The sequence below is a fragment of the Paraburkholderia sp. 22099 genome (genome assembly GCF_052045835.1).
GTDB classification, from domain to species: domain Bacteria; phylum Pseudomonadota; class Gammaproteobacteria; order Burkholderiales; family Burkholderiaceae; genus Paraburkholderia; species Paraburkholderia terricola.
This window is the reverse complement of sequence record NZ_JBQEPU010000007.1, coordinates 184,292-199,010: the sequence shown is the minus strand read 5'-3', so window position 1 is coordinate 199,010 and position 14,719 is coordinate 184,292. Positions and strand designations below refer to the sequence as shown.

Here is a 14,719-nt window from a genome sequence, read left to right as displayed (position 1 = left end):
ACAATGCGATCCATCGAAACAGGCGCGCACTCGCAGCCATTCATCGACAACCGCGCGTTGATGCTGCGCGCCGTCGGCCTCGGCAAGACCTTCACGCTGCACGGCCAGGGCGGCGTGCGGATCGAAGCGCTCACGGGCGTCTCGCTCGATGTCGAGCGCGGCGAATGCGTGGTGCTGGTCGGACCTTCCGGCGCGGGCAAGAGTACGCTGCTGCGCTGCCTGTACGGCAATTACCTCGCAAGCCGCGGCTCGATTGCGATTCGCGACGCGGCGAACGATGGGCAACCGGTGTCGCTGACCGGCGCTGAACCGCACGACGTATTGCGTCTGCGCCGCGCGGTGGTGGGCTACGTGAGCCAGTTTCTGCGCGTGATTCCGCGCGTGCCGACGCTCACGCTGGTCGCCGAGCCGCTGCTCTCGCGCGGTGTGGCGCAAGACGAGGCGCGGGCGCGCGCCGCTGCGCTGCTCGCCCGGCTGAACGTGCCCGAGCGGTTGTGGACGCTCGCGCCCGCCACCTTCTCGGGCGGCGAGCAACAGCGCGTGAACATTGCGCGCGGCTTGATCGCGGAGCATCCGCTCCTGCTGCTCGATGAACCCACCGCCTCGCTCGACGCGGAGAATCGCGACGTGGTCGCGGATCTGATCGTCGAGGCGCGCGAGCGCGGCGCGGCGATCGTCGGCATCTTTCATGATGAAGATACGCGCCACAAGGTCGCCACGCGCCGTCTCGAACTGAGGCCGCCTCTGCGTCAGTGAGCGGCATCAAACGGTACTACACTGGCATTCAAAACGGACTCACCACGGAGCCACTCGATGTTGATCAGAAACGCTCGCATCGTGACGCGAGATGAAGTTTTCACCGGCATGATCCGCGTCGAGCACGGCGTGATTCGCGGCGTCGAGCGCGGCACGACCGCGGCGCTCGAAGCGGAAGATTGGGACGGCGATTATCTGTTGCCGGGCCTGATCGAATTGCACACGGATAACCTTGAGAAGCATCTCGCGCCGCGTCCAGGCGTGCAATGGAACACCGATGCCGCCTTCGTGATTCACGACGCGCAAGTGGCGGCCGCCGGCATCACCACCGTGTTCGACGCGCTCGCCATCGGTTCGCGTTCGAACGTCGGGCTGCGTGGCCGCGATCTGCAAACGCAATGCGCCGAGGCGCTCACGCGCTTTTCCGAGCGCAATCTGCTGCGCGCCGAACACTTTCTGCATCTGCGCTGTGAAATCGCCACCGCCGACGTGGTCGAAGTATTCGATTCGTTATGCGCGCATCCGCTGCTGCGGCTCGCCTCGGTGATGGATCACACGCCCGGTCAGCGTCAGTGGCATGACCGCGAGCAATGGCGCCGCTTTCAGGAACGCGACGGCAAGCTGAGCGACGAACACGTCGCGACCGCGCTCGCTGAACTGTCGATCGAGCAGGAGCGCTATGCCGACGCGCATCGCCGCGAGATCGTCGCGCGCTGCAAGCAACTCGGCATTCCGGTCGCGAGCCACGACGACACGTTGATCGAGCACGTCGAACAGGCGAGAGCCGAAGGCATCGTGCTCGCCGAATTCCCGACCACGCGCATCGCCGCGCAAGCGGCGCGCGAGCACGGCATTTCGACCATCATGGGCGCGCCGAACATCGTGCGCGGCGGCTCGCATTCGGGCAACGTGTCGGCGCTCGAACTGGCGCAAGCCGGCCTGCTCGACATCCTCTCGTCGGATTACGTGCCGTCCAGTTTGCTGACCGCCGTGTTCGAACTCGTCGACAAGGCCGGCTGGAGTTTGCCGCGCGCGATGGCGACGGTCTCCGCCGAACCGGCGCGCACCGCCGGCTTGCAGGATCGCGGCGCGATCGAACCGGGTTTGCGCGCGGACTTCGTGCGCGTGACGATGCTCGGCGCGTTACCGGTGCCGCGCGCGACTTATCGCGCCGGCGCACGGATCGTTTGACGCGTTGGAGCAGGGAGCGTGGTTTTGCGGCGCGTGGCTTGTCGCCACGCGTTCGATCAGATCGACAGCGGCACGCGCTCCGGCTCATCCGCTTCGAACCACGCGGGGTTGCGCTCGGCAATCGGCCCGAGCGACGTCAGAATCTCGCGCAGATGGCGGCGCATCGCATCTTCAGCCGCGGCCGGATCGTGAGCACGCAGGCCGGCGAGAATCTTCGCGTGCTGCTTGATCAGCAGATCAAGCGGCGACACGTCGGGCAGGCTCAGATAGCGCACCCGGTCCATTTGGGCCTTGATGTCCTGAATCGTCTCCCATGCGGCCGTGCAGTCGATGGCCTGGGCGATCGCGTAATGAAACGCCTCGTCGAGTGCGAGGAATGCGGCGGTATCGTTCGATTTCGCGGCGAGCTTCTGGTCACGGAGGTTGTCGGCAAGCGCCTGCAACTGCGCGTCGGTGATCGAAACGGCCGCCTTGCGCACCACCGCGGTCTCGATCGCCTCGCGAATGAAGCGGCCTTCGCGCACCTGGCGCGGCGAAATGCGCTTAACGAAGGTGCCGCGTTGCGGCAGCACCTGCAACACGCCGGCTTCGACCAGTTTGATGAACGCCTCCCGCACGGGCTGCCGCGACACCTGAAACATGTCGGACACTTCCTTCTCCGAAAGCGGCGTGCCCGGCACCATCTGTCCGACGAAAATCGCCTGCCGCAATGCGCGGAAAATCTGCTTGCCGATCGGCTCGTGCGTATCGAAAGAAACGTTGGCAGTGAGATCGGGCAGGGTGGCACGCGCGCCTGCCTGCACGCTCGACCGGCGTCGTGTGCGAGGCGCGGCGCCAGGCGTTGCATTGGCGGAAACAGAAGGCTTGGCGGCGTGGACGTTCTTGGTCGGCATGTCGAAACAGCGAAAAGCGGCGAGTGATTTCAAGTGGGACGTTGCGCGCCGCGAAAATTCATTCCGTGGTTTCGCGCGAACGTCGCACCATACTACCATGCACTTTTCATGCTCAACGCACCGGCGCGCGGCTCGCGAATCCATACCAGGGAACACAGCGCGCCGAGCACCGCAATCGCGCCCGCCAGCACGAACGCACTGCCATAAGCGCCATGCGTCGCCTCGACGATGAAGCCCGTCACCGCGGGTCCGATCACGCCGGCCAGATTGGCCAGCAGATGCACGAAGCCGCCCGCGCCGCCCACGTGTTCGCGCGGCACGGTGTCCTGAATCACCGCCCAATACACGGCGCCCGTCACATACAGGAAGAAGATCGATACCGACATCAGCGCAACCGCGCTCTGTGTGCTGGCGACACGGCCGGCCAGCGCGACGCATACCGCCGCGGCGCCGAGGCAGGTGCTCAGCACGAGCTTGCGCGAGAGCAGCGGCTTGCCGGTCAGGCGCAGGATGAAGTCCGAGATGAAGCCGCCGGACGCGAGCCCCACGCTGCCGAGCACCCAGGGAATCACCGTCGCGATGCTCATGTCGCGCAGGCTCAGGTGATGCGCCTCGGTCAGATACGTGGGAAACCACGACAGAAAGAAGAACAGCACGTAGTTATACGAGAAGAATGCGAAGGCGGTCGCGAGAATGATCGGCTTGCGCAGGAAGTGGCCAAGGCCGAGCTTCGCGCCGTCCGCCGAATGGGCGATCACATGTTCGTCCGCCTGGCCCGCGCGGATGAGTTCCGCCTCGCGCGGCGTCACGCGCGCGTTTTCATGCGGATGTTCGGTGGTCATCGCGGCCCACACGACGAGCCACACGAGTCCCAGCAGCATGATCGCGACGAAGGCCCAACGCCAGCCGAACCGCACCGCCATGAAACCGACCACCGGCCCCGCCAGCGCGCCGCCGAGCGGCGTGCCGGAACTGATCACGCCGATCGCGCTCGCCACTTCCCTGCGCGGGAACCAGTTGTTGACCATCTTGCTGTTGGACGAGCTGAACGGCCCCTCGCCCATGCCGAACAACACGCGCAGCACGATCAGCGAACCGATGCCGGTGGCCAGCGCGGTCGCGCCGCAGAACACCGACCACACGCCCATCGCGGTGCCGAACACGCGTTTCGCGCCGATCTTGTCGGACAACACGCCGCCGACGAAATTGAACAGCGCATAGCCGACGAAAAAACTGCTGAACACGATGCCCATTTGCGCATGCGAGAAGTTCAGGTCTTTCTGGATCAACGGCGCCGCGATCGACAACGCGGCGCGGTCGAGATAATTGATGACGCCGGCCAGAAACAGCAGCGCGACGACGAACCAGCGTTGACTCTTGATCATTGGGTGTCTCCTTCAGTTCGCCTCTTCACGGGCGTTTGAACGGCTTGATGATGTGATTCGCCGTGCAAGGCATCGCCAACGCAATGCCTGTGCAAGCGCCGGGATTCAGTCGAAGTTCAGATGCACCTTCATCGACTGCGCGCGGTCGAGCGCGACTTCGAATGCGTGATTCGCCTCGTTCATCGCGAAGGCGTGCGTCATCAACGGCCGCAAGTCGATCTTGCCGGAAGCGATTTCGTCGGCGGCAATCGCGTATTCGCCGGTGAAGCGAAACGAGCCTTGATAACAGAGTTCCTTGGACATCACCAGGTTCGCCGCCACCGGCGATTGACCGGCCGGCAGATTGCCGACCTGAATCACCGTGCCGCCCGCGCGCGCCGAGCGCAGCGCCGTATCGAGACCGGCGGGACTGCCTGACGCTTCGATGACGACGTCGAATGTGCCGCGCTCCGCGGACCAGGGGTCGATCGTGGCGGTGTCCGCCGCGTTCACGGCCTCGTCCGCGCCGAGTTGACGAGCGACCTGCAAGGCCCGGTCCGACAGATCGAGCGCGACCACGCGGTGCGCGCCGGCGCGGCGCGCGACCGTCAGCAGAATGCCGCCGATCGGACCGCAGCCGACCACGAGCACGCTCGCGCCCACCAGCGAACCGGCCTGCTTCACCGCATGCAGCGCGACGGCGAGCGGTTCGGCCATCGAGGCCTGAGCGAAGTCGACGCCGTCCGGCACGGGCACGCACTGCCGCGCCGCCACGACGATGTATTGACGGAACATGCCCTGCGTGTGCGGAAAGGTCGAGGCACTGCCCATGAAGCGCATGTTCAGGCAATGGTTCGGCATCCCGCTCACGCAAAAGCGGCAAGTTCCGCAAGCCAGCCCCGGATTCACGGCGACACGTTGGCCACGCGTCAAGCGACTCTCCGCGCTCACGCCCTCGCCGAGCGAATCGATCTCGCCCGCCACTTCGTGACCGAGCACGAAGGGCTCGCGCACCGCGAAATCACCGCTCTTGCCTTTGAAGTAGTAGGACAGGTCGGAACCGCAAATGCCGCCGGCGCGCACTCGCACCCGCACCTGGCCTTTGCCGGGTTCGGGCGGATCGACTTCGTCGATGCGGATCAGTTTGGGTTCGTGAAGCACGGCTGCGAGCATGGTGGACTCCGAATCGCAAAAGGTGGCGCGTTCAATACCGCGCGAGAGAAGAAGATGGCGAGGGCGTGAAGGCTATGAGGGGATTACTCGAACGGGTCGGCTCACCAGTTCCACAATGTCCCGTCCTCGAGACGCGCCACCGGCAGATACGCCGGGTCGTACGGATAACGGGCGGCCACCGCTTCGTCGATGTCGACGCCGTGGCCGGGCGCCTCGCCGGGATGCATCATGCCCTTGTCGAAGCGCCATGCATGCGGGAACACGTCGAGCGCTTCCTTGGGAAAGCCCATGTACTCCTGCACGCCGAAATTCGGCACCCACAGATCGAAATGCAACGCCGCACCCATGCACACCGGCGACAAATCCGACGGCCCGTGACAACCGGTGCGCACCTGATACAGCGAAGCGAAATCAGCGATTCGCCGCAGATGCGTGATGCCGCCCGCGTGCGTCAAGGTCGCGCGAATGTAGTCGATCAACTGCTCCTCGATCAACTGCTTGCAATCCCAGATGCTGTTGAACACCTCGCCCACCGCGATCGGCGTGACCGTGTGCTCGCGAATCAACCGGAAACCGGCCTGATTTTCAGCGGGCGTGGGATCCTCCATCCAGAAGAGACGATACGGTTCGACCGCTTTGCCGAGGCGCGCGGCTTCGATCGGCGTCAAGCGGTGATGCACGTCATGCAGCAAATGCGTGTCGAAGCCGAATTTGTCGCGCACGGCCTCGAACAGCTTCGGCACGAAGTCGAGATACGTTTCCGACGACCAGCTCTGCTCCTCGACCGCGCCCTTGGTGGCCGGCTCGTACATGCCGCTGCCTTTCGACACGCCGTACACCGAGCGCATGTTCGGCACGCCGCTTTGAATGCGAATCGCCTGGTAGCCGGCCTCGATATGTTCGGCGTAACGGTCGAGCGCTTCGGGAATGTCGCGGCCGGTGGCATGGCCGTACACCATCACGCCCTCGCGCGACGCGCCGCCGAGCAGCTTGTAGAGCGGCATGCCCGTCACCTTGCCGAGAATGTCCCACAGCGCCATGTCCACCGCGGCGATCGCCGTCATCGTGACGGGACCGCGGCGCCAGTAAGCGCCCTTGTAGAGATACTGCCAGGTGTCCTCGATACGGCCGGGGTCGCGGCCGATCAGAAGCGGGCACACGTGGTCTTTCAGATACGATGCGACCGCCAGTTCGCGGCCGTTCAGCGTGGCGTCGCCGATACCGTGCACGCCTTCGTCCGTGACGATTTTCAGCGTGACGAAATTGCGGCCGGGGCACGTGACGATCACGTCGGCGCGAACGATTTTCATGACATCCTTCCTTGCAGAAACGAGTTGCGAAACGTGCCGGACGTGCTGAGCGCGGGGCATGCAACTCGCGGTTTTCGTGACGGTTCCGAACAGCGGCCCAGATGAAGAACAACCTTGCCGACGCTGTCCGGCGTCGTTTGAACGATGCTACCATACAAGTATTGCTAATCGTCAAATCAGGGTTTTCCCGTTGCACGACGTTATTCCCAGCTCTTTTCACACGACGGATTTCCTTCCATGCCCTCGCCAGCCAACTTGCCTCGCCTCACCCGCTCCGTATTGCCGGCACTGCAAACGCATGTGCTTTCTCCTCGATGGCGCGAGCCGGCTATCGGCATCGTTCATCTGGGCATCGGCAATTTCCATCGCGCGCACCAGGCGCTCTATACGGAAGAAGCGATGCTGGCGGCGGGTGGCGATTGGGGTATTTGCGGCGTGACGCTGCAAGGCGACGTCGGCAAGCGCGACGCGCTGATGGAGCAGCAAGGTTTGTACAGCGTCGTCGAACGCGGTCCCGACGGCGCACGGGTCACGGTCGTGCGCGCCCTGCGCGAGGTGCTGGCGATGCCGCACGATCACGCGGCGCTATTCGGGCGCCTCGCCGATCCATTGGTGCGGATCGTCTCGCTCACCGTCACGGAAAAGGGCTATTGCCGCGACGCGAAAACCGGCGACGTCGCACTCGACGATCCGGGGGTCGCACACGATCTCGCTCATCCGCTCGCGCCGCGCACGGTGCCCGGCATTCTCGTCGCGGCATTGCGCGCGCGGCGCGACGCCGCCGGCCAACCGTTCACCGTGCTTTCGTGCGACAACCTCGCACACAACGGCGCGGCGCTGCGCCAGGTGGTCTGTTCGTTCGCGCGGCGAGTCGATGCCGCGCTGGCCGACTGGATCGCCGCCGAAGTCGCGTTTCCGTCGACGATGGTCGATCGCATCGTGCCGGCCACCACCGACGCCGAGCGCGCCACCGTCGCCGAACAACTCGGCTATCGGGACGCGGCGCCCGTACCGTGCGAGCCGTTCAGGCAATGGGTGATCGAGGATCGTTTTGCGGCGGGACGTCCCGCGTGGGACGCTGTCGGCGCGCAACTCGTCGACGACGTCACGCCGTTCGAACTGGCGAAACTGCGCATGCTGAACGGCACGCATTCGACGCTGGCGTATCTCTCGATGCTGGGCGGCTTCGCCACCATCGACGCCGCGATCGCGGACCCCGCCATGCACAAGCTCATTCACGCGATGATGACGCAGGAAATCGCGCCTACACTCACCCTGCCCGCGTCGTTCGATGTCGCCGGCTATCGGGACGCCTTGCTGGCGCGTTACGCCAACCCCGCGCTCAAGCATCGTTGCGCGCAGATTGCAATGGATGGCAGCCAGAAGATTCCGCCGCGCCTGCTCGCCACGATCGAGGCGAGAATCGACGCGGGACAGCCGTTCGCGCGTCTTGCGCTGGCGGTAGCGGCATGGATGACGTTCTTGCGCGGCCATGCGGACGACGGCACGCGCTACGAGATCAGCGATCCGCTCGCGGATGACTTGAAGGCGCTCGCCGCCTCCGCGCAAGGCGAACCGCAAGCGCTGATGAACGCGCTGCTGTCCGTGCGCGACGTGTTTCCGGCACAGCTCGCCGCGCGCCCCGAGTTCAGAACGGCGCTGCAAGGAGCGTTGCAATTGCTGCGGAAAAACGGAGCGCGTCGCGCCGTTGCCGCCATGCAATGAAGCGCGACCGCGCTCGCGTCACGCCAGCGGCTCGGCCTCGTGCCCTTCTGTGGCCCCTTCGCTCGCCTGCGCCCGCGCCTGTTCGAGTTGTTCGAGCCGGCGCGCTTCGAGCAGATCCTGGTAACGCAAATAGGCGCACCGTCCGCCGGATTTAGCCGCGTACATCGCCGCGTCGGCGTTGAGCAGCAGTTCCTCCGCCGTGCCGCTGTCGTCGGGGAACTGACTGATGCCGATACTCGCGCCCACCGCCATGTTGTGCCCATCCATCAGCAGTTCCTCGTTCAGCGTGTCCACGATGCGCGAGGCGATTGCCGGCGCCGCTTCCGCGGCACGCGGTCCCTCGATCAGCACGATGAATTCGTCGCCGCCGAGCCGCGCCACCACGTCGGCGGTGCAGAGCACCTGCTTCAGCCGGCGCGCCACGACCACCAGCACCTTGTCGCCGACGGAGTGCCCGAACTGGTCGTTGATCTGCTTGAAACGGTCGAGGTCGACGAACAGCACCGCGAGACTTTCCTGACGCCGCGCCGCTTCCTCGATCGCGTTCTCGAGCTTCTGCATGAACAGCATGCGGTTCGGCAATCCCGTCAGCCCGTCGTGCGTGGCGAGATGCACGAGTTCAGTCTGCTTGTTATGGAGCGTGTCCATTTGCGACTTGATCTCGCGGCGCAGACGATCGAAGCAGCGCGCCAGCACGCCGATCTCGTCGGTACGCTTGAGCGGCAGCGTTTCCATCGCGTGCTCGGCGAACAGATGCGTGGCCGCGTACGCGAGAATGTGCAACGGCTTGGTGAGCGCGCGGGCGAACAGAATCGCGAGCAGCACCGCCAATGCGCTGAACACGAGCACCATGCGAATGATCCGGTTGCCGAGCAGATCGGCGTCGGACAATACGTCCTCGAGCGGCTTGGCGAGACCCAGCACGATGAAGCGGTTGCCTTCGGACGCGCCGAACGGCCTGCGCACGAACGAGAGCACCTGCCCCGCCGCCTGCCGCGGATACGTCAGGCCGTTCACCAGCACTTCGCTTTGCGACTGCTCGAAGAGCGGCTTGGTCACCGAGAAACTGTCCTGCATCAGCACGCGCCGGCCCTTGTCGAAGCCGAAGGTTTTCGAACTGTCGGGATGCACGAGGAAATCGCCCCATTCGTTCGCGAGATACACCTGATAGTCGCTCGGCAAATCGCTCTGCAAGCGTTTGAGCAAGCCGGCCAGATCGACGTCGATCACGACGACGCCCACCACCTGCCCCCTCCCGTTCGCCACCGGCGTGCCGAGCCGCAGCGTCGGCCTGTTTTCGGCGGCATGGGCGCCGTACTCGTGATTGACCGAGATCGGCGACGCGTACAGGCGGCCGGGCGAGAACGCGAGCGTGTCGAAAACGTAGGCGAACTGGCCTTTTTCCTGCAGCCGGTTGCCCTCGACCCGCACGAGGCCGTCGGCGTCGCGGTCAAAACGGATCAGTTCGAGCCCGTAATGCTGACGGGTAATCAGGCGAATCTGCAGATAGTCGGGATGATGGACCATGAAGCTCGAATACACCTGCGCGAGCCGTTCGCGCGCCGCATTCTCGCCGAGCCCGTCGTCGGTCTGGGCGATCTCCGCCGAGGACGGCATGCCCGCGAGCACCAGCGCGTCGGCGCCGATGTCGTCGATCGCGACGGAAAAGCGCTGCCCCAGTAGTTCCGTCGAGGTCAGCAGGCTGCGCCCGGCTTCGTTCACCAGCATCGCGCGGTTGGCGCGATACGCGTAATAGCCGGTCGCGCCGGACGCGATCACGCCGATGCACGCGAGCAGCACCGATAACTTGAACGTTAAGCCTGGGCGTATCATCAAAAACGCTCCGACCGGTCTCCGGACACGATTCGGGTCCACAGTTCCTCGCGCCGCTGGATATCTTCCACCGGGCCGATCCACATGATGCGTGCGTTAGCGTTGTTGTCCACGGGCGCCGTCAACGTGTTGGCGAGTCCCTGGCGTTGCGGCAACAACCCGCTGACTTCCGGTTCGAGCATGTAATCGATCCATGCGAGCGCGAGCGTGCGATCCGAGGCCGAGCGCGTCATCGCCCAGCAATCCAGCCACGCAAGCACGCCTTCGTCGGGAATCACATAGCCCACATCCGCGCCCGCGCGGCGCAGCAATTCGACCTGCTGCGTGCCGTAATTGCCGAACATCAACGCGACCTTGTGTTCGATGAAGAACGCGGTCGCCTCTTCCGGCAACGTGTAGTAGGTGAGCAGATTGCGGCGCAGCGCGATGAGCTTCTGGGTAATCACGCGCATCTGCGCGGCGTCGAGCTGAAACGGATGCGCGTAGCCGAGCGCCAATGCGGTAAACGAGAAATTGTGCTGCGCGCTATTGAAGTCCAGCACCTTGCCGCGATACCGCGGGTTCCACAATTCGAGCATCGAGCGCGGCGCGACGGGGATCTGCTTGCGGTCGTAAATCAGCCCCATCGACGAATACGTGAATGGGATGCCGTACACCTGGCCCGCCGAGGTGAGCCCCTCGATCGACGACAACGCCTGGAAACGCGGCAACTGTCTTTTCGTGTTCGGCAGGCTCGCGAGGTCGAGCGGGGCCAGCAGATCGGCGCGCGTATAGCGCTGGATTTCGGCGGTATTGGCGGCGAGCACGTCGAAAGGCGGCGTGTCTTTCGCGTGCATCTGGGCCCACAGCGCCTCGTCGGAATCCACCATCGTGACTTCCACTTTCGCCTGGTAGCGGGCCTCGAAACCGCGCACCACGTCGGCGTCCGCATAGCCCGGCCAGGCGAGCACGCGCAGCACTCTGTCGCCGGCCGCGACCGGCCCTGCGAGCAGCAGCCCGCAGCAGAAAAACGCCGTGATCAGAAGCGCCGGACCTGCGCGAAAAACGGCTTGGCGAAGCGCGCACGGCATGAGGAGTCGCCCACGAACGGACCGTATGCCGCAGCGCATCTCATCTGCCATCGAAATCATGTGCATATGCAACACCGTTTAGCAGAAGGCCGTTTGGACGAGCGCGGCAGAACCCGCGGCGCTTGGCTGCGGGGCGCGTTGCTCGATGACTTTCTTCAGACAGATGCACTCGTTATGCTGCGTTGTGAGCGCGGGGAGCATCGATGATAGCGCCAAGCAATGCGTTTTTTGGTTTTTGGCGTCGCCGGAGTCCGAAAAACACGTTCCGGCGTGATTTAACAAACGCGCTCATCTGTATTTAACGGCAATCGGTGTGAAATCTTTAATGGCCGGCGGCCGATTAAAACGCGTGCGGCGCTGCAACTCAAGAACCCGCGCGCCGCTGCCGATAACGATGACTTGCCCCGACCCGCCGCCGGCGGCTGTCGGCGGACCGCGAAGCACGGCCTGCCCGGCGGGCAATTGAAGGTGAAACCGATGATGCGCTTGAGGAAAACAGACTGGATGCTGGTGCTTGTCGTGGCCGGATCGATTGCGGGCTTCGGCAACTGGCTCCAGGGCGAAATGAACCGCGCATCACTCGCGCGCGTTCAGCGTCAGGCGCAAGACTCGCGCGGCGTCTGCGCGGGAATGAGCACACGAGACGCGGAGATGATGGACAAAGGCGAACTCTGGTGCGGCAGCATCGACCCCGCACGCGCGGATTCCTTGAGTAAGGAGTAGCCGCGCTGGTTGATCGACTCGTAGCCGGGCCACGGCCGGCGAGCCAATTGCATTACTAACGCATTACAACGCAACGCACAGCGCGGCACGCGGCCGGAGCCGCGATCCAATTCGCTTAAACCACGCACTGCGGCGGCGCCCTCCGCCCACCCCTGCACAACCCGGCTTTAGAAGCTATCCTCATGCGCCATCCGGTGTTTCACTAGCTACCCAATTTTTTTGAACTGATAAGCTTGGCGCGCGCTGCTGGCCGCCCCGGCCGGCAGACTCAACCCAAGCCCGGTCGTCAGTCGCGCCGGGCGTCCCGCGGCGGCACAACCGCAGGCGGGCGTATTTGAACCACACGAGGAGTTAAACAGTGAAAAAACTGCTAGCGGCTTTGACGGTTGCTCTGCTTGCCACCGTCTCGATCGGCGCACACGCTAAAGATTGGACGACCATCCGTTTCGGCGTCGACGCCAGCTATCCCCCGTTCGAGTCCAAGGGTCCGGATGGCAAGCTCGTTGGCTTCGACATCGACCTCGGCAATGAGATCTGCGCGCGCCTGAAGGCCAAATGCGTGTGGGTCGAAAACGACTTCGACGGCATGATCCCCGCACTGAAGGCGAAGAAGTTCGACGGCGTGCTGTCGTCGATGTCCATGACGCCGCAACGCGCCGAGCAGATCGCTTTCTCGTCGAAGCTGTTCAACACGCCGACGCGCCTCGTCGCAAAGAAGGGCTCGGGCATCCTGCCGACGGCCGAATCGCTGAAGGGCAAGACGGTTGGCGTCGAGCAAGGCACGATCCAGGAAACCTACGCGAAGACCTACTGGGAAGCGAAGGGCACGAAGGTCGTGCCGTACCAGAACCAGGACCAGGTCTACGCCGACTTGCTGTCGGGCCGTCTGGACGCGGCATTGCAAGACGCGGTGCAGGCTGAAATCGGCTTCCTGAAGACGCCGCGCGGCGCGGGCTACGACTTCGTCGGCAAGAATCTCGACGATCCGAAGATCCTCGGCAACGGCGCCGGCATCGGCATGCGCAAGGAAGACACCGATCTGAAGGCGAAGGTCGACAAGGCGATCGCCGAGATCATCAAGGACGGCACGTACAAGAAGCTGGAGAAGAAGTACTTCGACTTCGACGTGTACGGCAGCTAAACAGGCTGCCATGCCCGCCGCGCGCATCTGAAGGCGCGCCGGCGGGCTCGCAGGCAACGGGCTCCGCCACACGCGGAGCCCGTTTTGTTTGCGGGCCGCATAAGACCACGCGGCCCGCCATATCGGCTAAGATCGTGCGATCGAGACGCCGCGAAATACGCCCCGGCCGGCCCGCCATCAACCGGACCAACGGCACGCTTTCCTCCTGTAATCAACGACATAGCGCGGCATGCCCGACTTGCCCGCGGATTTGAAAACCATGCAAACCCAAACCCATCCGCTGATTGCCCCGACGCTCGGCACCGCCCGCAACCTGACGAGTTTTCACTACGGTCCCGGCGGCGGGCAGAAGATTTACATTCAGTCGTCGCTGCATGCCGACGAGTTGCCCGGCATGCTGGTGTCATGGGCGCTGCGCCGCAAGCTGGCCGCGCTGGAGGCCGCCGGCAAGCTGCGCGGCGAAGTCGTGATCGTGCCGGTGGCCAATCCGATCGGCCTGAATCAGCACTTTCTCGGCCACCTGACGGGCCGTTTCGAAACCAACACCGCGCAGAATTTCAACCGCAATTTCCACGACCTGGGGGCGCTGGTGCAGCCGGTTATCGAGGCGCGCCTGAGCGACGACATCGACGCCAATCGCAACGCGATCCGCGCGGCGATGCGCGAGGCGCTCGACGCGGAGAAGCCGCAAACCGAACTGGAATCGCAACGTCTCGCGCTGCAAAAACTTTCCTACGACGCCGACGTCGTGCTCGATCTGCATTGCGACTGGGAAGCCGCGATGCACCTCTATACGAACCCCGACCTGTGGCCCGAAGTCGAGCCGCTGGCCTGCTATCTGCACGCCAGGGCGTCGCTGCTCGCGCTCAATTCGGTGGGCAATCCGTTCGACGAGATCCACAGCTTCTGCTGGTCCGATCTGCGCGGCCGCTACGGCGAGCGCTTCCCGATTCCGAACGGCTCGATCTCGGTCACGATCGAGTTGCGCGGCCAGCGCGAGGTGTCCTACGAGTACGCCGAGCACGACGCGCAAGCCATCATCGAATATCTGACCGTGCGTGGCGTGGTCGACGGCACCCCGGCGCCGTTGCCGCCGCTCGAATTCGCCGCTACCCCCCTTGCCGGCGCCGAACCGCTCGTCGCGCCGATCAGCGGCGTGCTGGTGTACCGCTGTGAAGTCGGCACGTGGGTGGACGCCGGCCACGAGATCGCCGATATCGTCGACCCGTTGACCGATCGCGCGGTCACGGTCAAGAGCAGCGTGGCCGGCGTGCTGTACGCGCGGCATCTGACGCGTTTCGCGACGGCGGGGCTCGAATTCGCGCGCATTGCCGGCGCGAAGGCGTTCAGAAGCGGCTCGCTGCTGAGCAATTGAACGGACAACAACTTAACGCTGGCAACGGCTTCGCAAGGCCGTAGCTTCACCTCCCAACATCGCCCGCTTTTCAGCGGGCGATCTGCTTTGACACGCCGATTGCCGATCCCGCCCGCACGACGCCTTGCGTGATGTCCGCTTGCAAAAGCCACGTAAAGCCACGCG

Annotated in this window: 12 protein-coding genes; 6 read left to right on the top strand and 6 right to left on the bottom strand. The window is 64.5% G+C overall.

What is annotated here, in order from left to right; all coding sequences use genetic code 11:
- The first annotated feature begins 3 nt into the window (after positions 1 to 3).
- Both phnL and ACTJLC_RS09575 read left to right on the top strand, forming a co-directional pair.
- A complete protein-coding gene (gene phnL, locus ACTJLC_RS09580; protein ID WP_083081247.1) occupies positions 4 to 756 on the top strand; it encodes a phosphonate C-P lyase system protein PhnL in 753 nt (250 codons plus the stop codon).
- 57 nt (positions 757 to 813) lie between these two features.
- The gene (locus ACTJLC_RS09575; protein WP_083081249.1) at positions 814 to 1,947 is read left to right on the top strand and encodes an alpha-D-ribose 1-methylphosphonate 5-triphosphate diphosphatase; all 1,134 of its coding nucleotides are present in this window, start codon (positions 814 to 816) and stop codon (positions 1,945 to 1,947) included.
- 56 nt (positions 1,948 to 2,003) lie between these two features.
- On the opposite strand, the gene ACTJLC_RS09570 is transcribed toward ACTJLC_RS09575, so the two are convergent.
- The 4 genes from ACTJLC_RS09570 to manD all read right to left on the bottom strand — a co-directional run bounded on the left by ACTJLC_RS09570 (position 2,004) and on the right by manD (position 6,687).
- Entirely contained in the window at positions 2,004 to 2,840 is an 837-nt protein-coding gene (locus tag ACTJLC_RS09570; RefSeq protein WP_083082934.1) for a GntR family transcriptional regulator, read from the bottom strand.
- A gap of 92 nt (positions 2,841 to 2,932) precedes the next feature.
- Entirely contained in the window at positions 2,933 to 4,225 is a 1,293-nt protein-coding gene (locus ACTJLC_RS09565) for an MFS transporter (protein ID WP_083081251.1), read from the bottom strand.
- Positions 4,226 to 4,330: 105 nt separating this feature from the next.
- Complete coding sequence (locus tag ACTJLC_RS09560; RefSeq protein WP_083081252.1) at positions 4,331 to 5,377, bottom strand: L-idonate 5-dehydrogenase; 1,047 nt, start codon at positions 5,375 to 5,377, stop codon at positions 4,331 to 4,333.
- A gap of 101 nt (positions 5,378 to 5,478) precedes the next feature.
- Entirely contained in the window at positions 5,479 to 6,687 is a 1,209-nt protein-coding gene (gene manD / locus ACTJLC_RS09555) for a D-mannonate dehydratase ManD (protein ID WP_083081253.1), read from the bottom strand.
- 237 nt (positions 6,688 to 6,924) lie between these two features.
- On the opposite strand from manD, the gene ACTJLC_RS09550 reads away from it, so the two are divergent.
- A complete protein-coding gene (locus ACTJLC_RS09550) occupies positions 6,925 to 8,412 on the top strand; it encodes a mannitol dehydrogenase family protein (protein WP_083081255.1) in 1,488 nt (495 codons plus the stop codon).
- 18 nt (positions 8,413 to 8,430) lie between these two features.
- Here ACTJLC_RS09550 and ACTJLC_RS09545 read toward each other — a convergent pair whose 3' ends face one another.
- A complete protein-coding gene (locus ACTJLC_RS09545) occupies positions 8,431 to 10,245 on the bottom strand; it encodes a GGDEF domain-containing protein (protein ID WP_073427293.1) in 1,815 nt (604 codons plus the stop codon).
- Positions 10,245 to 11,315 (bottom strand): extracellular solute-binding protein, encoded by a 1,071-nt coding sequence (locus tag ACTJLC_RS09540; RefSeq protein ID WP_374709887.1) that lies wholly within the window; start codon positions 11,313 to 11,315, stop codon positions 10,245 to 10,247. Before ACTJLC_RS09540 ends, ACTJLC_RS09545 begins: the two co-directional genes overlap by 1 nt.
- 477 nt (positions 11,316 to 11,792) lie before the next feature.
- Between ACTJLC_RS09540 and ACTJLC_RS09535 the strand changes: the two genes are divergently transcribed.
- The 3 genes from ACTJLC_RS09535 to ACTJLC_RS09525 all read left to right on the top strand — a co-directional run bounded on the left by ACTJLC_RS09535 (position 11,793) and on the right by ACTJLC_RS09525 (position 14,554).
- Positions 11,793 to 12,038 carry a hypothetical protein gene (locus ACTJLC_RS09535; protein WP_227470446.1) on the top strand — a complete coding sequence of 82 codons (246 nt, stop codon included), beginning with the start codon at positions 11,793 to 11,795 and terminating at the stop codon, positions 12,036 to 12,038.
- A 358-nt stretch (positions 12,039 to 12,396) separates the two neighbouring features.
- A complete protein-coding gene (locus ACTJLC_RS09530; RefSeq protein WP_073427291.1) occupies positions 12,397 to 13,179 on the top strand; it encodes an ABC transporter substrate-binding protein in 783 nt (260 codons plus the stop codon).
- Positions 13,180 to 13,438: 259 nt separating this feature from the next.
- Positions 13,439 to 14,554: a succinylglutamate desuccinylase/aspartoacylase family protein gene (locus ACTJLC_RS09525; protein ID WP_083082937.1), complete on the top strand. Its 1,116-nt coding sequence runs from the start codon at positions 13,439 to 13,441 to the stop codon at positions 14,552 to 14,554.
- Positions 14,555 to 14,719 lie beyond the last annotated feature (165 nt).